This is a genomic window from Actinomadura rayongensis (assembly GCF_009831215.1).
Taxonomy (GTDB): domain Bacteria; phylum Actinomycetota; class Actinomycetes; order Streptosporangiales; family Streptosporangiaceae; genus Spirillospora; species Spirillospora rayongensis.
On sequence record NZ_WUTW01000003.1, the window covers coordinates 145,923 to 167,758 of the forward strand.

General features: G+C 68.4%; 18 protein-coding genes and 1 tRNA gene. 11 read left to right on the plus strand and 8 right to left on the minus strand.

The window, feature by feature from the left end; all coding sequences use genetic code 11:
• Positions 1–31 precede the first annotated feature (31 nt).
• A complete protein-coding gene (locus tag GQ466_RS17565) occupies positions 32–1,312 on the plus strand; it encodes a sensor histidine kinase (RefSeq protein WP_161104359.1) in 1,281 nt (426 codons plus the stop codon).
• On the plus strand, positions 1,264–1,908 hold the full coding sequence (locus GQ466_RS17570; protein ID WP_161104053.1) for a response regulator: 645 nt from the start codon (positions 1,264–1,266) through the stop codon (positions 1,906–1,908). The genes GQ466_RS17565 and GQ466_RS17570 overlap by 49 nt, the downstream gene beginning before the upstream one ends.
• On the opposite strand, the gene GQ466_RS17575 is transcribed toward GQ466_RS17570, so the two are convergent.
• Positions 1,905–2,282 carry a cupin domain-containing protein gene (locus tag GQ466_RS17575; protein WP_161104054.1) on the minus strand — a complete coding sequence of 126 codons (378 nt, stop codon included), beginning with the start codon at positions 2,280–2,282 and terminating at the stop codon, positions 1,905–1,907. The genes GQ466_RS17570 and GQ466_RS17575 overlap by 4 nt on opposite strands.
• Positions 2,283–2,340: 58 nt before the next feature.
• On the opposite strand from GQ466_RS17575, the gene GQ466_RS17580 reads away from it, so the two are divergent.
• The 3 genes from GQ466_RS17580 to GQ466_RS17590 are packed head-to-tail and all read left to right on the plus strand — an operon-like array spanning position 2,341 to position 4,525.
• Positions 2,341–2,805 carry a MarR family winged helix-turn-helix transcriptional regulator gene (locus GQ466_RS17580; protein WP_161104055.1) on the plus strand — a complete coding sequence of 155 codons (465 nt, stop codon included), beginning with the start codon at positions 2,341–2,343 and terminating at the stop codon, positions 2,803–2,805.
• A gap of 9 nt (positions 2,806–2,814) precedes the next feature.
• Positions 2,815–3,495, plus strand: a complete 681-nt coding sequence (locus tag GQ466_RS17585) for an HAD-IA family hydrolase (protein WP_202420710.1) — start codon at positions 2,815–2,817, stop codon at positions 3,493–3,495.
• Between the two features lie 10 nt (positions 3,496–3,505).
• Positions 3,506–4,525, plus strand: coding sequence for an NADPH:quinone reductase (locus GQ466_RS17590; protein ID WP_161104056.1), 1,020 nt, complete (start codon positions 3,506–3,508; stop codon positions 4,523–4,525).
• Here the strand turns inward: GQ466_RS17590 and GQ466_RS17595 are convergent.
• A complete protein-coding gene (locus tag GQ466_RS17595; RefSeq protein WP_161104057.1) occupies positions 4,522–5,919 on the minus strand; it encodes a bifunctional aminoglycoside phosphotransferase/ATP-binding protein in 1,398 nt (465 codons plus the stop codon). The two genes, GQ466_RS17590 and GQ466_RS17595, sit on opposite strands and share 4 nt — an antisense overlap.
• Before the next feature lie 90 nt (positions 5,920–6,009).
• Between GQ466_RS17595 and GQ466_RS17600 the strand changes: the two genes are divergently transcribed.
• From GQ466_RS17600 to GQ466_RS17615, 4 genes are all read left to right on the plus strand, one after another.
• On the plus strand, positions 6,010–6,852 hold the full coding sequence (locus GQ466_RS17600; protein ID WP_161104058.1) for a universal stress protein: 843 nt from the start codon (positions 6,010–6,012) through the stop codon (positions 6,850–6,852).
• Positions 6,853–6,948: 96 nt separating this feature from the next.
• Positions 6,949–7,827, plus strand: coding sequence for a universal stress protein (locus tag GQ466_RS17605; RefSeq protein WP_161104059.1), 879 nt, complete (start codon positions 6,949–6,951; stop codon positions 7,825–7,827).
• Positions 7,824–8,627 (plus strand): universal stress protein, encoded by an 804-nt coding sequence (locus GQ466_RS33165; protein ID WP_161104060.1) that lies wholly within the window; start codon positions 7,824–7,826, stop codon positions 8,625–8,627. The genes GQ466_RS17605 and GQ466_RS33165 overlap by 4 nt, the downstream gene beginning before the upstream one ends.
• A gap of 70 nt (positions 8,628–8,697) precedes the next feature.
• A tRNA-Gly gene (locus tag GQ466_RS17615) sits at positions 8,698–8,771 on the plus strand.
• A 137-nt stretch (positions 8,772–8,908) separates the two neighbouring features.
• On the opposite strand, the gene GQ466_RS17620 is transcribed toward GQ466_RS17615, so the two are convergent.
• Positions 8,909–9,514 carry a hypothetical protein gene (locus GQ466_RS17620; RefSeq protein ID WP_337193517.1) on the minus strand — a complete coding sequence of 202 codons (606 nt, stop codon included), beginning with the start codon at positions 9,512–9,514 and terminating at the stop codon, positions 8,909–8,911.
• A 499-nt stretch (positions 9,515–10,013) separates the two neighbouring features.
• Between GQ466_RS17620 and GQ466_RS17625 the strand changes: the two genes are divergently transcribed.
• Both GQ466_RS17625 and GQ466_RS32850 read left to right on the plus strand, forming a co-directional pair.
• On the plus strand, positions 10,014–10,793 hold the full coding sequence (locus tag GQ466_RS17625; protein ID WP_161104062.1) for an aminotransferase class IV family protein: 780 nt from the start codon (positions 10,014–10,016) through the stop codon (positions 10,791–10,793).
• A 27-nt stretch (positions 10,794–10,820) separates the two neighbouring features.
• Positions 10,821–11,777: an SUMF1/EgtB/PvdO family nonheme iron enzyme gene (locus GQ466_RS32850; protein WP_161104063.1), complete on the plus strand. Its 957-nt coding sequence runs from the start codon at positions 10,821–10,823 to the stop codon at positions 11,775–11,777.
• Here GQ466_RS32850 and GQ466_RS17635 read toward each other — a convergent pair.
• The 5 genes from GQ466_RS17635 to GQ466_RS17655 form a co-directional block, all read right to left on the minus strand.
• Positions 11,759–12,622 (minus strand): hypothetical protein, encoded by an 864-nt coding sequence (locus GQ466_RS17635; protein ID WP_161104064.1) that lies wholly within the window; start codon positions 12,620–12,622, stop codon positions 11,759–11,761. The two genes, GQ466_RS32850 and GQ466_RS17635, sit on opposite strands and share 19 nt — an antisense overlap.
• A gap of 617 nt (positions 12,623–13,239) precedes the next feature.
• Complete coding sequence (locus GQ466_RS17640) at positions 13,240–13,497, minus strand: hypothetical protein (RefSeq protein ID WP_161104065.1); 258 nt, start codon at positions 13,495–13,497, stop codon at positions 13,240–13,242.
• Between the two features lie 19 nt (positions 13,498–13,516).
• Entirely contained in the window at positions 13,517–13,765 is a 249-nt protein-coding gene (locus GQ466_RS17645) for a DUF2283 domain-containing protein (RefSeq protein WP_337193518.1), read from the minus strand.
• Between the two features lie 261 nt (positions 13,766–14,026).
• Positions 14,027–14,368 (minus strand): hypothetical protein, encoded by a 342-nt coding sequence (locus GQ466_RS17650; protein WP_161104067.1) that lies wholly within the window; start codon positions 14,366–14,368, stop codon positions 14,027–14,029.
• A 5-nt stretch (positions 14,369–14,373) separates the two neighbouring features.
• Positions 14,374–21,591, minus strand: coding sequence for an RHS repeat-associated core domain-containing protein (locus GQ466_RS17655; protein WP_161104068.1), 7,218 nt, complete (start codon positions 21,589–21,591; stop codon positions 14,374–14,376).
• Positions 21,592–21,836 lie beyond the last annotated feature (245 nt).

The window sequence follows — 21,836 nt, forward strand, 5'->3', positions numbered from 1 at the left end:
GAATGGGACCGTCGGAAGGAGGCGGTCGGTGATGGAAGCCCAGGCCGGACGGCGTGCGGCCGTCATGGCGGCGCGCGGGCTCGCGGTCGCGGCGGTGGCGCTCGCGGCGGGGATCCCGCTGTTCGTGATCGCGGTGGTGTCGCTCGCGCTGATCCCGGCGGCGGGGGTGGGGATCATCCTCGCGCCGGTCGCGCTGCTCTCGGTGCGCGCGCTCGCGGACCAGCAGCGGACGTGGGCCACGGACTGGACGGGCGTGGAGATCGCGCGCCCGTACCGCCCCGAGCCGGCGGGCCGGTCGCCGTGGCGGCGCGCCGCGTGGGTGCTCGGCGATCCGGCCACCTGGCGGGACGTCCTGTGGGTGCTGGTGAACATCCCGGTCGGGTTCGTGCTCGGGCTCGTCCCGGCCGCGTGCCTGGTCTACGGGCTGGAAGGCCTCGCCGTCGCGCCCTGGCTCGCGCGGATCACCGGTTACGGCTGGGGTCCGTTCTGGCCTCTCGCCGACTACGGCTTCCTTGGCACGGCCGCGACGATCCTGCTCGCGGCGCTGCTCGTCCTCGCGGGCCTGCCGCTCGCCCCGGCGCTGCTGCGCGCGCACGCCCGGTTCTCCCGGGCGCTGCTCGCCCCGACCCGCGACGCGCTGGAGCGCCGCGTCGCGCACCTCGCCACGACGCGCGAGGAGGCCGTGGACGCGTCCGCCGCCGAGCTGCGCCGCATCGAGCGGGACCTGCACGACGGCGCGCAGGCCCGGCTGGTCGCGCTCAGCATGAACATCGGGCTGGCCGAGGAGCTGATGAAGCGCGACCCCGAGACGGCGGCGCGGCTGCTGGCCGAGGCGCGGCAGGCCAGCGGGACGGCGCTGACCGAGCTGCGCGACCTCGTGCGCGGCATCCATCCGCCGGTGCTCGCCGAACGCGGCCTGGACGGCGGCGTGCGGGCGCTCGCGCTGTCGCTGCCGATCCCGGTGGACGTGTCCGGCGACCTGCCCGGACGCCTGGACGCCCCGGTCGAGTCGGCGGGGTACTTCGCGGTCGCCGAGGCGCTCGCGAACGTCGTCAAGCACAGCGGCGCGGCCCGCGCGTGGGTGGAACTGGAGCACGACGGGCGGCGGCTGCGGGCCATCGTCGGCGACGACGGGACCGGCGGCGCCATCGTGGCGCCCGGGGGCGGGCTCGCGGGCGTGGAACGGCGGCTGGCGGCGTTCGATGGCACGATGGCGGTGACGAGCCCGCCGGGCGGGCCGACGATCGTCACTCTGGAGCTGCCGTGCGCGTTGTCATCGCCGAGGACCTCGCCCTCCTCCGGGACGGGCTGATCCGCCTGCTGGAGGCGTTCGGGTTCGAGGTCGTCGCGGCGGTGGACAACGGTCCGTCGCTGCTGCGGGCGCTCACCGAGCACCGGCCGGACGTGGCGGTCGTGGACGTCCGGCTGCCGCCCACCTTCACCGACGAGGGCCTGCGCGCCGCGCTGGAGGCCCGCAAGGAGCGGCCGGGGCTGCCGGTGCTCGTCCTGTCGCAGCACGTGGAGCGGCTGTACGCGCGCGAGCTGCTGTCGGACGGCTCCGGCGGCATCGGCTACCTGCTGAAGGACCGGGTGTCGGACGTCGCCCAGTTCGTGGACGCCGTCAAGCGCGTCGCGGCGGGCGGCACCGCGCTGGACCCCGACGTCGTCGCGACCCTGCTCACCCGGCACGCCGCCGAGGAGCCGGTGCAGCGGCTGACGCCCCGCGAGCGCGAGGTGCTCGGGCTGATGGCCGAGGGACGGTCGAACGCGGCGATCGCGGCGCGCCTGGTCGTCACCGAGAAGGCGATCGGCAAGCACACCGCGAACATCTTCGCCAAGCTGGACCTGCCGGTGTCGGAGGACGACAACCGCCGCGTCCTGGCCGTCCTGGCCTACCTCGGCGTCTAGCGGACCCAGTCGGGGACGATCCGGTCGTCCCTTCCTTCCACGTCGTAGACGACGGTTCCAGCCCGCGCGGCGACGACGGCGGTGAACCCGTCCGGGCCCGCCGTGACCCGGCGCGGGACGTCGGCGGGCAGCACGGCGGTGTCGCCCTCGGCCAGTTCGAGGCTTTCGCCGCCGAGGTCGACGGCGGCGGTCCCGGTGAGGAACGTCCAGACCTGTTCGGTGCCGGACGTGTGCCGGGGGCCTTTCGCGCCGCCTTGCATCTCGGTCCGCCAGACGGAGAGGTCGGCGCCGCCCTGCGCGGGCGAGGCGAGCGTGGTCATGACGGCGTTCGGGGTCTCGGTGCGCCGTGCGTCGGTGTGTCGGATGACGGACATGGTTGGTTCCCTAAGATGGACAACGTCGTTGTCCAAATAGTCAACGAGGTTGTCTTTCATGTCAAGCGAACCCTGGGACCTCCCGCTGCGCCTGCTCCTCGGCTTCCGGGCGATCATCGACGACGTCCACGCCGAGCTCGCCGCCGCGGGCCACCCGGACCTGCGGCCGATGCACGGCTTCGTCTTCCAGGCCATCGGCCCGGACGGCACCACGGCCGCCGAGCTGGGCCGCCGCCTCGGGGTGTCCAAGCAGGCGGCGGGCAAGACGCTGGACGCGCTCGCCGGCGTCGGCTACGTGGAGCGCGGGCGCGACCCCCGCGACGCGCGGCGCCGGACCGTCCGGCTGACGCCGCGCGCCCATGACGCGCTCGCGCGGTCGGCCGCCGGGTTCGCGCGGGCGCGGGAGCGCTGGGCGGACGTGCTCGGCGAGGACCGCGTCCGGGCGCTGGAACGCGACCTGGCCGCCGTCACGCCCGCCGACGTCTGGCGCCTGGACCTGCCCGGCTGGTTCGGGCCCGCCTAGGATCGGGGCGTGCCTCTCGACGCCGTGCTGTTCGATCTCGACGGCACTCTGCTGGACCACGACGGCGCCGCCGCCGAGGCCGTCACCGCCGCGTTCCCGGACATCTCCCCGGACGTGCTCGTGCCGCGCTGGGTGGAGCTGACGGACGTCGCCGTCGACCGGTACCTCGCGGGCGAGCTGACCTTCGCCGAGCAGCGCCGGTTCCGGATCACCGCGCTCGCCGCCGACCTCGGGCTCGGCGCCTGGGACGACGCCCGCGCCGACGCCTGGATCGCCGCGTATGTCGCGCGTTACCAGGCGGCGTGGCGTCCGTTCCCCGACGCGGCGCCCGCGCTGGTGGCCCTTGCGGGGCTGCGGGTCGGGGTGGTCACCAACGGCGATGCCGGGCAGCAGCGGGCCAAGGTGGCGGCGCTCGGGCTCGACCTCCCCTACGTCCTGACGTCCGCCGAGGCCGGGTGCGCCAAGCCCGCCGCGCGGATCTTCACGACGGCGTGCGCGGCGCTCGGGCTCGCGCCCGGCCGCGTCGCCTACGTCGGGGACCGGCTGGACGTGGACGCGCGCGGTTCGGCCGCCGCGGGGCTTCGCGGGGTGTGGCTCGACCGCTCTGGCTTTGGCCCGGACGTTTCGGACGTGCCGCGTGTCACGACTCTGACGGACGCCGTCGCGCTGCTGACCCGTCCTTCGGGGTAGGGCTTGGGGCATGAGAGCTGTCGTTTATGCGGAGAACGGGCCGTCCAGCGTCCTGAAGCTCGTGGAGCGGGAGCCGCGCGAGCCGGGGCCGGGCGAGGTGCGGGTCAGGGTCGTCGTGTCGGGCGTGAATCCGACGGACTGGAAGCAGCGGCAGGGCAGTCCCGTCGACGGCGAGGCGGTGCCGAACCAGGACGGCGCGGGCGTCGTGGACGCCGTCGGCCCCGGCGTGGAGGACCTGCTGCCGGGCGACCGCGTCTGGACGATGATGTCCGCGCACTACGGGCCGCTGTCGGGCACGGCGCAGGAGTACACCGTCCTGCCCGCCGAGCGCGTGTTCCCGCTGCCGGACGGCGCGAGCTTCGACCTCGGCGCGTCCGTGGGCGTCCCGGCGGTGACGGCGCACCGGGCGCTGACCGTCGCCGAGGACGGGCCGTCCCGGCTGGCGCCGGGCGCGCTCGCGGGGCGGACGGTGCTCGTGCCGGGCGGCGCGGGCGCGGTCGGGCACGCCGCGATCCAGCTCGCCCGCTGGGCCGGCGCGACGGTGATCAGCACGGTCAGCGGGGACGCCAAGGCCGAGCTGACGCGCGCGGCCGGGGCGCACGAGGTCGTGTTCTACACGCGTCCGGACGCCGCCGACACCATCCGCCGGACCGCGCCGGACGGCGTGGACATCGTGGTCGAGGTCGCCGCGTCCGCCAACGCCGCGCTGAACGCGTCCGTGCTGCGGACGGGCGGGACCGTCGCCGTCTACGGCAACGAGCGCGGCGGCGGGGCGCTCACGCTGGACTTCGGCGCGAACCTTTTCCTCAACGCGCGCTACCAGTTCCTCGTCCTTTACACGCTGGATCCTGCTGCGTTGCGGGCGGGCGCGGAGGACGTGGGCGCGGCGCTGCGGGACGGGGCGCTGCCGGTCGGCGCGGACGCCGGGCTGCCCCTGCACCGTTGCCCGCTCGCCGAGACGGCCGCCGCGCACGACGCGGTGGAGGGTGGCGCGGTCGGCAAGGTGCTGATCGACGTCGGCGCGCCCTAGCCCGGCCGGACGATCTTCAGCGCCCGGTCCAGCGCCGGGCCGGTCGTGTCCAGCGGGACGGCCTCGGGCCACGGGTCGGCGCGCGCCTCCATTCGCCGCGCGATGTCGCGGTCGGCGTCGGACGCGCCGGGTCTGCGGTCGCGCAGCCGTCCCTCCCTGACGTCGGCGGGGGCGCGGCACTCGATCGCGACGACGTCGGCGTGCGCTTGCTTTGCTGTCTCGGCCGCGAGCGCGCGGTGCTCGGCGGACGTCCACGACGCGTCCAGCACGACCGTCTCGCCGTGCCGGAGCAGCCGCGCCGCGCGTCCGGCCAGCTCGGCGTAGGTGCGGCGGGTGCTTTCGGGTGTGTAGAGGCCGGTGCCGTACGGCGTGGCGGCGGACGTCTCCGGGGCCAGCCCGGCGAGTTCCTTGCGGACGCGGTCGCTTGCGAGGACGGTCGCGCCAAGTTCTGCCGCGAGGCCGTCCGCCAGCGTGGTCTTGCCGGTGCCGGGCAGGCCGCCGACCAGGACGAGCGTCACCGCGCCCGCTTCGAGATGCCGCCGCGCGAGGTCGGCGAGCGCGTTCGCGCCGGGGTCCGGCGCGCCCTGCGCGGCGCGCAGGCACGCGACCTTCGCCCGGACGAACGCCCGGTACGCGACATAGTGGTGCAGCAGGGAGGTCGGGGCGGGGTCGGCGGCGAACTCGGCGTACCAGCCGACGAACTGTTGTGCCTTTTCGGGGGCGCCGAGGCGTTCGAGGTCCATGGCGAGGAAGGCGGCGTCGTCCAGGCCGTCCAGATGGCGCAGCTTCGGGTCGAACTCCAGGCAGTCCAGGACGCGCGGGCCGTCGTCCAGGACGAAGATGTCATCGGCGAGCAGGTCGCCGTGGCCGTCCACGATCCGGTCCGCGCGGGCGGCGAAAAGGTCGGCCCGTCCGGCGAGGTAGCGGCGGACGCGCTCCTCGATCTCGTTTTGGCCGTCCAGGCCGACCTGCGCGAACCCCTGCTCCCAGCGGGCGCGCAGCGCGTCCCGGCCACCGTCCGCCGCGATCTCGGGGCCGCGCGGCGCCCGCGCGTGCCAGGACGCCAGGAGCTTCGCCGTGGCGCGCAGCGCGTCGTCCACCGGCTCCCCCGCGCGGACGAGCGCCGCCAACCGCCGCTCCGCCGGAAGCCGCCGCATGACGAGCAGATGGTCGCAGATTTCGCCGTCCGGGCCGGTCACGTCGGCGACGCCGAGGTACACGTCCGGCGCGAACCGCCGGTTCAGCCGCACCTCGTCGTGGCAGGCGCGCTCACGGTCCGCGCGGTCGCGGAAGTCCACGAACCCGAGGTCCACGGGCTTCTTCAGCTTGTAGGCGCGGTCGCCGACGAAGAACACCACGGCGGTGTGGGTCTCGCGGACCTCTGCTCCCGTCATGGCGCGCCCCTGCCCGTCCCGGCACCGGTTCATCCGGCGGACGCGGGGAAGGGCTCTTTGCGCAGGTAACGGGGGAAATCGGGGGAGATCATGGGGTCGCACGTCCTCGTCGGCTACGACGGCACCAAGGAGAGCGAGCACGCCGTGCACTGGGCGGCGCGGGAGGCGCGGTTGCGCCGCCTGCCGCTGACGGTCTGCCATGTCTGGCGCTGGCCGTACCCGGACTCCTACGTCGATGCTGACACCGTCACGATCGTGAAGCGCATGGCCGACCACATCCTCGACCAGGGCGTGGCGCTGGCCCACGATGCGGTACCGGCCGTCCGGATCGTCAAGCGGCTCCTGGACGGCCCGCCGTACGCGGCGCTGATGCACGAGGCCCAGACCGCCGAGGTGATCGTCGTGGGCTCCCACCAGCCCGGCGGGGTGCCGCTCGGGTCGACGTCGATCCGGCTGGCGGCGACGGCACACTGCCCCGTTTTGGTCGTCCGGGACCGCCCCGAGACCTACTCCGAGGTCGTCGTGGGCGTGGACGGCTCGGCCGCCAGCGACGCCGCACTGGCCTTCGCCTACGAGGAGGCGACGCTGCGGGGCTGGGCCGTCCGAGCGGTCTACGGCTCATGGGAGCCGAGCGCCGCGCCCAACGGCGACCTGGCGCTCTACGGCGACTCCGAGGAGCTGCGACGCGTCTGCGGCGCCCGCCTGGAACGCGCGGTAGCACCCTGGCAGGCGAAGTTCCCGGACGTCACCACCCGCACCGCTCTGGACCTACGCCCACCCCGCGAAACCCTCCTGGAGGAGGCCGACTCCGCCGGCCTGGTCGTCGTGGGCAACCGAGGCGTAGGCGGCCTGGAACCGCTACGCCTAGGCGCAACAAGCAGCGCGGTACTGCAACACGCCCCCGGAACCGTAGCCATCGTCCCGCCCGCCTGATGGGGGTTTGGCGCAAGACTTACCCGGCACCGGGATCGTCCACGGAACGTCGCGGGCATCAGCCGGAAGACCGTCCCGTTGCGGAAGGCAGGACCGATGGGTGACCGGCACGCGGCACGCGGCGTCGTCGTCGGGTTCGACGGCTCGCCCAAGAGCGAGAAGGCGCTGCTCTGGGCGGCCGTGGAGGCCCGCCGACGCGCGGTGCCGCTGACGCTGTGCCACGCGTGGGAGGTCTACATGAGCGCCGGTCCGATGGCGTTCCCCGACACCGACCTCAAACTCGCCGCGGAACAACTCCTGGAACACGGCGTAGAACGCGCCCGCGAGGAATGGGACAACGTCGAGTCAGTCCTAGGCCGAGGCTCGGCATCCTCAGTCCTGATGGACGCCGCCGCGGACGCAGAACTGGTCGTAGTAGGTTCCCGAAGCCACAACAAGTTCGGCAACCTGGTCCTAGGCTCGGCCGCGGTCGAAATGACAGCCCACTCCCCCTGCCCCGTAGTAGTCGTACGCGAAGAGAAGCAAACACACGAACGCGTAGAGTCCGGCAACGTAGTGGTAGGCGTAGACGGCTCAGAAGCCTCCCGCGAGGCAGTAGGCGTCGGCTTCACCGAGGCCCACCTGCACAAGACATCACTCGTCATCCTGCTCGCGTGGCCGAGAAGCGTAGAAAGCGGCGTCCTCCCCCTACTGAACGCCGACGACCTACGAGGCCTGGCCCAAGACCGCCTGGCCGACCTGATCGCCCCCTGGCGCAACGAATACCCCGAGGTCAAGGTGGATGCGAGAGTAGAGATCGGTCCCCCACGCGAAGTCCTCCTAGAAGCCTCAGCAGACGCCGGCCTGCTGGTAGTAGGCTCACGCGGCCTAGGCGGCTTCCGAGGCCTCCTCCTAGGCTCCGTAAGCCGCGCCCTACTAGACCAGGCCCCCTGCCCAGTAGCGGTGGCCCACGCCCCCGAGCCCTCAGGCGGATGACAACAACCCTGGTAGTAGGCGTAGACGGCTCAGCGCAAAGCCTCACAGCCGTCGAATGGGCAGCAGCCGAAGCCTCCCGCCGCAAGGCGTCCCTAAGAGCCGTCTGCGTAACGACCCCAGGTCCCCCGGACGCCGAATCAATCCTGGACAAAGCGGTATCAGTAGCCCGCCCCCACATCCCAGCCCCGCACCTAACGACCGCAGTGGCAACAGGCCAACCAGCCGCCGCCCTGATCGAGTCAGCCACAGACGCGTCGATCCTGATAGTCGGCTCAAGAGGCCGAGGAGGCCGCACCGGCCTGCTCCTAGGCTCGGTAGCCCTCCAGGTGGCGTCCCACGCCCCCTGCCCCGTGATCTCAGTACGAGGCAACCCCCGCCCCACCCAAGGCGAGGTGGTGGTAGGCATAGACGGCTCACCAGGCTCAAAAGCAGCCCTGGACTTCGCGTTCAAAGCCGCCCAAGTCCGATCAGACCGCCTCCGAGCCGTCCGCGCCTGGACCACCCCACCACCCGACGCGACTCCCCACGTCCCGGACCCAGACCTGGTAGCGGACGCAGAGGTAGAAACAGACCTGGCGAACGCCCTAGCCGAAGCGGGCAAGCCCTACCCGGACGTCCGCGTGATCCCCGACGCCCACCAAGCCCGCCCCGTAAGAGCCCTAACGACCGCCTCAACCCGAGCAGACCTGCTGGTAGTAGGCGCCCGAGGCCGAGGAGGGTTCAAGAACCTGCTCTTAGGCTCAGTGGCGAACGCGATGCTCCACCGCTCAGCCTGCCCGGTAGCGGTAGTCCACCCCTGACCCACCGATCACACCAACGCCCAAAACCCTGTACCCTACATACGGCGACCGACCACCCGTCGCGCCGCACGCGGGCGTAGCTCAATGGTAGAGCCCCAGTCTTCCAAACTGGCTACGCGGGTTCGATTCCCGTCGCCCGCTCCACCCAACAAAGGTCCAGGCCAGGGACACATTTCCCGCCTGGACCTTCGCCTTTCATCGGGCGTATTCGATCGTCCGTGCCCGTTGCGTGCCCGATCGCTTCTCAACTCCCGCAGACAGTCCCCATAACAGTGCGCCGGTCAGGCCGACGAACCAGGCTCCAAGACCGTGTACTCCTCCAGCCGCATGTGCAACTGCGTCGCCCGCAACCAGCGAACCCACGGACTGTCGAGCGCGACCGTCTCACGCCCGACAGCCCTCAATCCGACCGGTGTCGGCTCGTAGAGCATCCCCGACACGGCGGCAGGCCGGAACCGCGACGCCCGCAGCACCACATGCCCACCACGCAAATGCGGGCACAGCCGCGCCGACCGTTCCACACAACCGGGACACAGCGGCGGCTGAGCCGTGAGCACCGGCGCAGGCCACGGCCCTTCACCGTTCTCATACTCCTGCGCCGACAACACCCACACACCGTCATCACCGCACCGCGTCCCGCACACCTGACACAACAACTTGCGCATCGCCAACCGCTGCCGCAGATAGTGAACATTCTTGAACTGCGGACGCCCCACCCTGGGACTGATCCCCATCCGCGCCCACAACACCCCGACCGAGTCACGGTCGTACTGGGTCTCATCGGCGTACCCGATACGCCCACCACGCACGACGACGTTGTACGGCGGCGCCTCCTCCGACGACCACGCGGTGACATAAGGAACCACACCCCACCGCGCCGAAGTCACCGCAGGAGCAGACCGCATACGAGAGGACATGGAGGAAGATCCTTTCTTGGATTCGGAAGGTGCCCGGCGAACGAGCGAGAGAGACGAAGCGCATTAAGGGCCGATCACGATCAAGAAGGCCGGCGACCGAATGGGGATCAAAGCTCGTAGCGCGGAGTGCACTTGGCAAGCAGCAGCAACCACCCATGCCATGGCACTGGCCCCGCAGCTCATCACGCCGCCCGAGAGCGTGTGGCGGGTCAGCACGTCGAACACGGCCGCCGTTCGAACCCGCCGTCCTCACCGGGCGACCGGCCGACGATCACCCAACGCCCCGAACTGACGAGCTTCCACCCACGGCTGTCACACCAAGGGCATTCGGACACTGACCCCAGATCCGTCATGCCTACGAGATTGCTCGTTGATCAGCTCCGCTCCCATGTCGCGACGCTGCCTCAGCACGGAACTTCCGCTGCACCTGGGAATGAGCCGACCCAATGACCGCTGACAAACTGGCCTCATGGCAGAACTCAACGGCTTCCCGGTCACACCCGACCAGCTCAAGGCCCTGGCACTGGTCAACTACGGGCACTTCACATCGATGCGCGTCGAGGACCAGCGCGTACGCGGCCTGTCGCACCACCTCGAACGCCTTGCCCGCGACTGCCGGACGCTGTTCGCGACCGACCTGGACCGCGACAGGACGCGCTCGCTCATCCGCCAAGCGGTCGGAGCCCGCGACGGAACGTTCGTCGTCCGGGTCACCATCTACGACCCCGCTCAAGAGCTGGGGCACCCTGGTTCGACGGCCGATCCCCACGTGCTCGTCACAACCCGGCCGGCCGGGGACCTCCCGCTTCCACCGCTGCGCGTCCAGTCCGCCGCCTACACGCGCGACCTCCCCGAGGTGAAGCACGTCGGACTGTTCGGTGCGCTGTGGCACCGCCGCAACGCCCAACTCGCAGGGTTCGACGACTCGGTCTTCACCGACACGGAGTCCTTCATCTCCGAAGGCGCGACGTGGAACATCGCGTTCTACGACGGCCAACAGGTGATCTGGCCCAACGCCGAAGTACTGCCCGGCGTGACGATGCGTCTCCTCCAGCAGGTCCACGACCAAACCACCCTCGCCCCCGTGAACCTGACCGATCTCCCCGAGCTGGAAGCGGCCTTCGCCACCAACACCGCGATCGGCGTCCGCGCGATCACCAGCATCGACTCCGCAGAGTTCCCCGCCGATCACCCGATCCTCGATACGCTGCGCAAGGAGTACCAGGAGATCCCCGGCGAACCCCTGTAGGCACCGCGACCGCACCCCGGAGCCCCAGTGAGCACCACCGTCCAACGCTGGTCAGGACGCGAGGTCCGAGCCCTCCGCGAAGCCAAACGCATGAGCATCCGCGACTTCGCCGGACACCTCGGCATCAGCGAACGCATGGTCTCCAAGTGGGAGGCAGGCGGCGAGAACATCATCCCCCGCCCCATCAACCAATCGGCGCTCGACTCGTCCCTAGCCGCACCCGGCCCTGACGTTCACGCCCGGTTCGCCGTCATGCTCGAAACGGCGACACTCCGGGTCCCCCAGCCGGCCACTGCACCTACTCAGCCGCCAACGATCCCGGCCACAGACAACACCATCCCCGTAGGAGACGAACACCAGATCCGCCACCCCATCGACGGCAAATCGATGGTCCTGGTCGAAGCAGGAACGTTCTTCTCAGGCACCGACAACACTCCTGTTGATCTGCCCGCGTTCTACATCGACGTCTTCCCCACCACCAACGCCGACTACGCCCGCTTCGTAGCGGCAACCGACGCCAAACCACCGCTCCACTGGCAAGGCAGCGAACCACCCGCCGAACTCCTCAACCACCCCGTCGTCTTCGTCACCTGGCACGACGCCAACGCCTACGCCGAGTGGGCAGGCAAAACACTCCCCACAAGCCAGCAGTGGGAGAAAGCAGCCCGAGGAACCCGAGGCGACCTCTACCCCTGGGGCAACCAGCGCACCCCCGCCAAAGTCAACTACCGAGAACACGCCATCCGATCCACCACACCCGTAGACACCTACGCCAGCGGCGTCAGCCCCTACGGCGTCTACGACCTCTGCGGCAACGTCTGGGAATGGTGCGCCACCCCATCGGCCCCTGGCCGCTACGAACTCAAAGGCAGCGCCTTCACCAGCCCGTTCCTCCGCTGCACCCCCGCCTCCTTCAACGACGCCTCAGCTCACATGCACGACGACACTGGCTTCCGCTGCACCACCTACTCACCCTCTTGCTGATCAACTCCAACCCTCGAAGCCGCAGCACCATCTTCGAGACCGCTATCACGTTGTTTATACGCCTTATATGCATCTAGAACAGCGAGCCCACATACGATATTCAACTCTTCCTTAAGGTAGTCACTTATCTCGTGCGGAGTTTTCCCTTCAGCTACTTGCGAGCGAAAAACGTACCACACTTCGCTCAAAAAATAGAAATTCTCAGAAATTCTGAACCTACCCCAGAGTACAGAATAGGCAGCGGCTTCGGCATCAAAATTTTCAGAAAGACGCAAAGTGTTTTGATCGCTGCCAATTTTCCATCTTTTGCGCCACGGGGAACGCCTAACACGAGTCCCGGCCATGACGACAGAAGCCCTCACGGTGAGAGATCCCGATTTACCTAGCCCTTTCCGGTAGTTTCGCGCCGCAGTCGCCATTGGCCAGAAATCGAAAATTACCTTTTGACTCTCCCCTGCATCAAGCCGAAACGTTTCGTCTTTTATAGCACCAAACATCTCGACCGGCGTACCGCTGATCCTATGACTACCTCGCTTGATCCCGTGCGGCCGTCCGAAGTCCAAAGAGACCTCGGATATAGAAACTGCCGTCCGCCCACTATTAATAATCGACAATTCGACAACGTCCACTTTCCACCTTGGGGAGCTGAACGGTATATCGACGTCACCCCACCCCCTCTCTGGACCTCGGACTATGTGGTCATTCAAATCAATCATCGCCGGTTTCATTTTGACTTTAATTCTAGAACCAGACAATCGATACGATACGAGTTGCCAAAAAATCCCCACCATCGAAATGGCAACACTAATCGTCGACAAGACGATAGCCCAGGTAGCGCGATCCATCTACCACCTCCAAAACCCTAGGCCCAGATCTAGCTAGGCCGAAGAAATGTAAACAGACTGTACATCATTCTTTGCCGAATTTGGCTGTTTTGGATCAAGGGCGGCGGCGCGTCGCCGCAGCCGCACCGGCCGCCCGGCTCCGCCGGTCGGCGCGTGCGGCGTGGGTGCCGGTCACCGACCGGCGGCCCGGACGGCCGAGCGAAAGCCCCGCCGCTGCCAGCTCCCGGCATCCGGCCGTCCGTGGGTCCGCGCCGCCGCCCCTGTGCCGGCTGTTGAGTCAGATCGGTTGAGGTTGCCGACTCGGGGGACACGCTGTCCCCCGAACACCCTGGCGGCCCGGAGCACTCGTTCGCGCGAAACCATCTGTGCCACTCAAGGTCCGTCCGCGCGAACGAGCACTCCGGCTCGTGGCTCGGCTCGTCTGGCAGGTGCAGGGACGATGACAGCCGGGACGACCATGCGGTGAGCGTCCCTCGTGGGCCATTCGGCGTGCCCGCTGCGTGCCCGTTGGGGCGGTGATCAAGGGGGTTCAGCGGGGACATGCGGGGAGAGGTGTAGCCCGCTTGAGCTGCGACGGCGCTGGTTACAAGATCATGTACCGCTGACTTCCAAACTGGCTACGCGGGTTCGATTCCCGTCGCCCGCTCAAACAAAATGGCCCAGGCCAGGATCCTATTCATCACCTGGGTCATCACATTTACCACCCAAACTTCTACCCGCCCGCAGAGCCGCGCCGCATGGGTGAAATATTCAGGGCCGTCCACCAACTGCACATCAATTTCCCAAAAATCGTCGAACTTCTGGCGGAATCTGCGCGGCTCGGCGACGCGTCGACGGAAATTGTTTGATGATGTCCCGCGCCAAAACTCGTTCATGATCGATATCGAGTTCCATTTACTCCCCTAAATCCAACCGTTCCGCCGCATCAAGCAGTTGCCGAGGAAGCTTCGAACGGGCATCCAATACCTCTACACCGACCAGGCACCCATCCTGGTCGAAGTCAAGATTAATCATTCCTCCGACATCGATCGGATCACACGGGTATGTATGTGCGACCCGGGCACCCACTCCAGAGTGAGCCAAGTACAGATAGGCAGCGTTAGCCCGGCGATCGTAAGTGACTCTCAGATCAACCACATTCACCTCCCCATGAGGCGATTAATATAGCTTTGATTCACGTTGTCTATCACGGTGTTCACGTTTCCGTCCACAGTCTTGGCCACGAAGGCCTTTGAATGGTGATCAGCATATCCAAGCTTCCACTGATCCTCGACCCAGTCGCCACAGTTATAGACGAGGATTGACCTGCTGAGGCGAACACATTTTTGCGCCCAATCAAGGAGTAATAGCAACGCTCAATTTGCTAGAGATTCAGTAGCAACATCCATCTGCCCAGACCCAACATCACCCATCGAAACCGCGTGCGGACCAGGTCACAAATTCAGCGATCAACTCTACGAGATCATTGATCAAAATCTCGTCCTGATCCGGCGGAATCCGATCGAAACCCATGCCGCCATCACGCAATTCGTTCACCCGAATCGAGGCAACAATGTAGGACCAATGAACGCCAGAATCCCTGCCATAGACGCGCTTGGACAACCACTGCTGGAAGCCGCGCAAAGACGCACCACCAAGCGCCGTGTTGTATCCTTCGACGAAAGCGACGGCACTCGCATACCGCCCATCAGGCAGATACATACCGCGGCGTTCTTGCAAATGGAAGCAGAGTTCACTCAGCGCCACTTAGCTCAACCTCCGGGATTATGTGGGGTAAATTTAAGGTACTCACCATACTCCCACTGAGACCGATACTCGCCCAACGGCATTCCATTCGGCCCAGTAAAGGCATCGTAGACGGTTCCGTCTTTGATGACGGCGTAATGCTCGAACCACTGCCCGGTCGGATCATTGACAGACGGGCCGAGCTTAGGCGCACCCATGCTGTCTGACACCCGATACACTTTGCCGCCGATTTTTTCCTGGATCTTCTGAGCGCAAGCCTCGCAATTGTCCATAGTCGGCTTAGGCCAACCGTCCGAACCGAGCTCACAATCGAGAGACCCGTTATGGACGAGGACTGACGTGTTGCCTGCTTCTACATAGTAGGTGTGGACGCCGTTGACGGTGAGGTCGTAGGTGGTTCGCGTTGCGGTGTAGGAGTGCAGGGTGAGGATTCGGGCGGTTTGGCCTGCGATGGTTTGGAGGTGGTCGCCTGGGCGGAGTTGGGAGGCCAGGGTCCATGCGTGGGTGGTGGCGTCCCAGTAGGGGTGGTTCGAGGTGCCGACGATCGTCTTCGGGCCGTCGGGGGTGGCGATGGTGACGTCGGTGTAGTTGCGGTCGGTGTGGGTGACGTGGACGGCGGTGACGGTGTTCGTCTTGTCGCGGGTGCCCTTGGGGACGCCGGCGGCGGCATTGGCGATCTTGTCGCCGACCTTGATCTGGTCGATGGGCTTGCTGGAGCCGTCGGCCATGAGGACCTTCGTGGCGCCCGCGAAGCTGTGGCAGCCCAGCGCGGCCTCTTCTTCTTCCAGTTCCTTTTCGGCGCGGGGAATGGAGGCTTCCAGCTCATCGAACGACTCAGTGATGGTCTCCGCTCTGCCGAGGCTGGTGAGCTGTGTGTAGAGCGCTCGCAGGCCCGCGCCGCCGGATTCGGTCTCCTCGGCCAGTGCGACCACACCGGCCACCTCGTCGGGGCCTTCCGCTCCCGCCAGGAGACCGAGGAGCATGCCGCCGTCGACGAGGAGATCGCTGGCCAGTTGGCCCCAGTCGAAATGCGACTCCTTTTTCACCGGGGCTCCGGCGATGATGCAGCCGTCCGGATTGGTGCAGGTCAGGCGCTTCTTTCGCGCCTGGATCGCCGCCTTCAGCGCAGCGATCTTCTGCAGCAGTGCCTCGACGTTCTGGCGCTGGATCTCTTCGAGAATCTCGTTGATGGGGTTGACGGCCTGACCGCCGCCCCCTCCTCCACCGCCGTAGGTGCCACCGCCGCCGCCGTAACTGCCGCCGCCGTTGTAGCCGCCGCTCGACCCGCCGCCGCCGTGGTGGCCGCAGAGGCCGAAGAGGTGGCAGAACGTCCAGCCGGGGTCGTGCAGGCCGTCCGAGTCGCATTTTCCGCCGTAAAGGCAGTTCTGCTCGCCGGGAGGGAGCGGGCCGTCGAGGCCGCTCGGGTCGCTGCGGGTGACGGGGTTGGAGCCCGCGTAGGTGTAGCCGTTCTGCTGCTGGTCGTCGTCCGGCTGGAAGACCGGGTCGAGGCTGACGAACCGTCCGGTCACCGGGTCGTACCAGCGTGCGCCCATGCTCGTCAGACCGGTGACGGTGTCCTGCGGCTTGTCGAGGAAACCGTGCCCGTCGGGCCATGTGTTCGGAGCCGTGCCGCGGGGAGCACCATAAGGCGTCTGCTGCCGCCAGTTCGGGTCGGTGAACGCGGGTCCGATCGAGAACAGCGCGGTGCCGTTGAGGTCGCTGTCCTTGAAGGTGAAAGAGCTTCCCGAGCCCGTCCGGACGATCTGGCCGCCTCCCGGCAGCGCGCAGAAACGGCTTCCAGTGATCGATCCGGTGCCCCGGTCGAGAGTGATCTCCTCACCGGCGACGAAAAGGGTCGCCTTGGTGGGGCTCTTCTGGAGCAGAAGGTTGCCGGACGCGTCGTAGATGTAGCTCGTGCCGCCCGACTTGGTGGTGACGGCCGTCAGTTCGTCGGTGTCGTCCCAGGTGAGCGTCTGCTGGTCACTCGTGTTCCCGTCGGCGACGTTCCGCTGGGTCGTGTTCCCGCTCTTGTCGTAGGTGAAGCTCGACGTGCCCGTCTGGGCACCGCCGACGGTCGTCGTGGTGGACGTCAGGGTGTGCGGCTGTCCGGTCGCGTTGCCGTCATAGCTGTAGGCGGTGATCCGGTCGCCGGTGCCGCCGAGACCGTGCTCGACCTGCTTCTTGCGCTGGCCGAGCGCGTCCAGTTCCCAGGTCGTCCAGTAGGCGCCGCCCGCGATGCCCGATCCGACGACGGACGCACTGGTCGACGGATCCTTGACGCAGTTGTCGGTGGCCGTCCACGCCTGCGTGAGCCGGTCGAGGGTGTCATAGCCGAAGCACTGGGTCTCCGACTGCGTGCCGAGCCGCGTCGTGGTCTGCCGGATCGGATTGCCGGCGGCGTCGTAGGCGTAGGCGTTGTGGTCGATGGGCGTGGACGACGCGTTGGTGTTCGCCGTCTGCGAGTCGGCCAGGCGGCCGGTGTGCGGATCGTAGGTATTGGTGACGTAGGCGTTGACGCTCGTGTTGCCGATCTTGCGCTGCGTCGCCTGGCCCATCGCGTCGTACGTCGTGCTCAACTGGTAGGACGAGAGCCCGGCCAGGCTGTTCGGCAGATCCAGCGCCGTCGAGTATCCGGTGGTGACGGTCTCGGCGGGAAGCGAGCCGCTCGCCGGGTAGGTGGTCCGCCACGGCAGGCCCGTGTTCGCCGTGTAGGTATGGGTGAAGGTGTACGGCGACGAGGCCAGCGCTCCTTCGGCGGACGGCAGCGTGACGGTCTCGCCGAGCGGCTTCCCGAAGACGTTGAAGCCCTTGACCTGGGTCGTGTACGCCTGCCCGCTCGTCCCGGAGCCGCCGATGTAGGACGTGGACGTGGTGAGCTGCCCGACCGGGTACGTCATTCCCGAGACGGCGTTGTTGGAGTTGTCGTAGACCCACGACGCCATCTGGTTCGCGGACGCCTGCCCGGTGACCGGTGCGTCGTACTGCCCGGTCTTACGGTTCAGCGCGTCATAGGTAAAGGAGACCGTCTTGCCGCGTGCGTCGGTCGTCTGGACGAGATTGCCCACAGCGTCGTAGCGGAGGGTCGAGGATCCGGCGTCCGGGTCGTCCTTGGCGATCGGCTCGTTCAGCAGGTCGTACGTCGTCGTCCACGTCTGCTGGGCGGCGAGGTTCTGGACGCCCGTCTGCTGGCCGACCTTGTTGAAGACGTACTTGATCGCCTGGGGCCGGCCGTTGTCAGCCGTGGTCGAGCCGCCGCCGACGGCGACCCGGGTGATCGGCGCGGTACCGGTCCCGGTGGTGACGGTGACCGTCGGCCTGGTCGTGTACCTGTCGAGTTCGGTGGTCCGCCCTAGCGCGTCGGTGTACGTGGCCGTGGCGGGATTGCCCTGCGGCGGAACGGTGACGGTCTTGTCGCCGTAGTAGGCGGTGGCCGTCTGTTCACGGGCCTGGGAGTCGTAGTACGACGTCGCGAGGACCGGACGTCCCGACCCGTCGAACTCGGTGACGGTCTGGTTCGCGACCTGCGCGTCGTCCACGCCGACGAGCGTCCCGCCGGGAGTGGTGTTCGGATCCCACCAGGAGCCGTTCGTCTTCCACGTCCAGCCGTGCGAGTCGTAGAAGGTGTCGGTGACGAGCCGCCCGCCCTGCGGCGTGGGCTTCTGGACCTGGCGGGCGCGCAGCAGGGCGTCGTAGAGCGTGGTGGACGTGATGTAGCCCTGCGCCTCGTTCATCGTCTTCGTCGTGACGACGGTCGGAGCAGTCTTGGACAGGTCGTAGGTGAACTGGACGGTCGCGGGGACGGTCGTCGCCCGGTTCGCACCCCACACGGCGCTCACCCGGCCGAGGCCGTCGTAGTGCGTGGTCGTCGCGATGCCGTTGAGGTCGGTCGAGTGGACCGGCAGTCCGCGCAGGGGGTCGCGGGTCTCCGTCGTGGTCTGGTTCAGCGGGTTCGTGGTCGTCTGGCCGGTGACGAGGCCGTTGGTCATCGAGATGTCGACGTGCGTCTTGCGCCCGAGGCCGTCGAAGGAGTCGGTGACGCGGCCGTAGGAGTCGTAAACCTTCGCCTCGGTGACGCGATAGGTGAACGCGCCGCCCGTGTAGCCGTCGGCGACGCGCACCTCCGAGACGTCGCCCTTGGTCGGCGCGGCCTGCGGCCAGGCCGGGGCGGACGGCTGCGGCCACGTCGTCGCGAGCGTCACGTTGTCGTAGTAGGTGCGCTCGTCGGAGACCACATCGGTCGGCCGGTTCACCGACACGGGCGCGGTGAGGGCGTTGACCTGGCCGGAGCCGGGGGCCGTCGCCCCGTCGGGCCCGGTGCCGCCGCACGCCGCCGCGTCGGTCTCGACCTCGGCGGGCAGTCCGGCGACGTTGGCGGTCGCGTTGACCGGCGCGTACGTCGTGACGGCGCAGCGCCGCTGCGTCGCGTCGGCCAGGTCGCCGTGCGTATAGACGACGAGCGGGAGCCCGAAGGTGGGCGAGGAGGCATCGGCGTCGTAGGACGTGTCGGTCTCGGTCTTGCGCCAGGTCGTGGTGCCGCCGGACGTGACGGCCTGGCGCGTCCAGGTCTCGACGGGCGCGACGGCGTTGGCGGTCAGCGCGGGCAGCCCGGTACGGGTCCGGGTCGCCACCGCGGGCGACGTCCAGTACGAGGTGATCGTCGAGCCCGTGACCGGGCCGCCGGAGTAGTCGTAGGTCGTGCTCTCCAGGACGGCCCCGGCGAACTGGTCGGTGTCCTCGTGCGTGCCGCCCTGCGAGTCGGTGAGGGTGACGACGGTGGAGCCGTTGTTCTTCGACATCCCCCGGTAGTAGGTCGTCTCCGTCTTGGTCTGCGGGTCGCTGCCTTGACCGGTGAACGTCTGGACGCGTCCGAAACCGCGCCACTGCCCGTAGGTCCGATACTTGGCCTTGACGAGTTCGTTGTCGTCGTAGTGCCAGGCGCCGCCGTCCAGGTACTTGTAGCCGGTGTAGAGCGTCGCGCCGCCGCCCGTCGGGTCGGACTGGGTGACGGACGAGACCTGATACTTGTTGAACCAGTCGAGCAGCGGCTGCATGACATCGTGCGGTGTCCAGTACACCGGGTAGCAGGACGACGTATTGCCGGCCGCCGCGGGTTTGGCCGACGCCGAGCAGGGATCGGTGAGCGTGTAGTTCACGCCGATGACCGACCCCGTCTCGGTGGTGATCGAGGAGATGCGCATCCGCGTCAGCGGCGGCAGCCCGTCGGTCACGGTGTCGACGCGGTTGGCCAGGGCCTTCGCGGTGAACGTCACCGAGGGCAGCGTCACCGCGGAACCGCCGGCGGTCGTGTCCGAGCCGGTACGGGTGATCGACGAGAGCCAGAGGGTCGGGGACGTCCCGTCGCCGTTCGCCGGGAACGTGTGGGTGAGGCTCCAGGAGTCCACGGCCGCGTACGCGCTGCCGTTCCACTGCTGCGTCTTGACGCCGGTGAGCCGCACAGTGGACCAGAACGACGGGGCGACGACCTTGCACGCCTGCCCGGACGTGCAGTTGAGGTCGTAGGGGACGTCCGGCCAGTTCGCGGCGGTGCTCTGCCCCAGCGGGTCGCACGTGCCCGACAGGCAGCGGTCGCCGGTGGTGAACAGGACCTGGTCGGGCGCGTGCCCGCTGTTCACCGAGTAGGCGGCGCCATCGGTGAAGCCGTAGTCGATGTGGTCGAGGTGGGAGTCGCGGTCGTAGGTCGCGTTCGCGTTCGGGGTGGTGCTTCCACTGGTGTCGGCGTCGCGGGCGTATGCGTTGGTGTCCTGCTTGTAGTAGTACGCCATCGCGTTGCCGTGCACGTCGGTGACGTAGTCCAGGTTCCAGCGGTACGCCATGGTGCACCACGAGGACGTCCAAGTCGCGTTGTAGCAGGGGTCGCCCGAGTGAGCGGAGTACACCGGAAGGCTGTCGACCGAGTTGGTGGTCGGCTTGCCGGTGCTCCAGCCCGGCAGCCGGTTGCGGCCGAAGGTGTAGGTCGTGCCGGTCCGGTCGGTGATCTGCCAATAGTCGGTGTCATGCGTGCCCGACCCGTTGTTCGCTCCGGTGACGTGCTTGACGATCTCGCCGTGGTCGGCCGCCGGGGTGTAGGTCTTCTTCGTGGCGTCCCAGACGAGCGGCGTGGACGCGCCGTTGAGCGAGAGCGTCAGGATCTGGCCGTCGTAGCACTCGTCGGCGGTGGACTTGGGAGCGGCCGAGCCCTCCGGTGAATCCGAGCAGGGCACGAACGACTGCTCGACGAACGACTGCGGCAGTGACCAGCCGTCGCCCGCCCAGCTCGCCTGCGTCTGGGTCGAGGCCGTCTGCCCGTCCACGGCGCCCGAGTCGTAGTTCAACCCGACCGTGGGAACGAGGCTGGACGCCGCCGGGGGGACGTCGAACGGGTAGGAGTAGGTGAAGGAACCGGTCGAACCCCCGGCTCCCCAGGTCCCGGACGGCTTCAGCGTCGTCGCCGCGTACGTCCCGGCCGCTCCGCCGCCGTCGCCCTCGCCCGTGCCGCTGGTGGCGGCGAGAACGGTCGGGGCGGCGGCGAGCGCGACCGGCGCGTAGACGTTGTGGTTGTCGACGCGGTTCCCGGCGGCGCGCAGTTCGCTCTGCGTCCGGCAGGCCGGCAGTTGCGGCGTCGTGAGCACGCATGACGGCAGTCGCACGAGGCGCAGGCGCGAGCCGAAGTCGCCGCCGTAGGCGTTCTTGAACGTCCCGTAGTCGACACCGATCTGGACGGCGCCCGTCCCTCCGCGCGGCGCGACGGTGAACAGGACGCCGCGCACTCCGGCGGCGTACGCCTGCTTCTGCGGGGCGACCTGCACCGCGACCTGTTTCGGCCCCCGGTAGGCGCCCCCTCCCGGAACGATGGGCTGCGCCCACACCGGGGTGCGTCCGGCGCGCTCGCGTCCGGCCGCCGGTCCGCGCGAGGCCGCCAGGCGGGTCAGGTCGAACGACGCCAGCCCCGATCCTCCCGACGGGAGACGCCGGTTCCCCGTCCGGTACTTGCGGGCGGCGGCGTCCGTCGGCACGGCGGGTCTGGCGGCGCGCAGCCGGCGGACGTCGTGGACCGCCGTGCCGCTGGACGCGTGCGGCGCGGAGAAGGCGCGGTCGAAGAACTCGTACCCGAGCACCGGCGGCGCGATGAGCGCCAGCGCGACGAGCGCCCGGACCCACCGCGCCCGGGAGACCCACGCCGCCCAGCCACGGTCGATCCAGCCCGTGAAGCCTGCCCGCCTCATGCCGACCCGCCTTCTCGCGGCGATGTGTCCGGCACGATCGCCCGCCCATACGACGCCTCCGACGCGTTCGGGTCCGGGGTGCTCCGCGTGGACGCGCGGCCGGGCCGAAACGTGAAAGCAGGCGAACTGTGGCACGAAAGTTTGTGCCGCGAAAGGCACAGATCGGTAACGACAAACTTGTAAAAGTAGCTGTACCAGGGATTACGGTCCGAAACCACGACGACGTGATTCACGCCACGTGGACA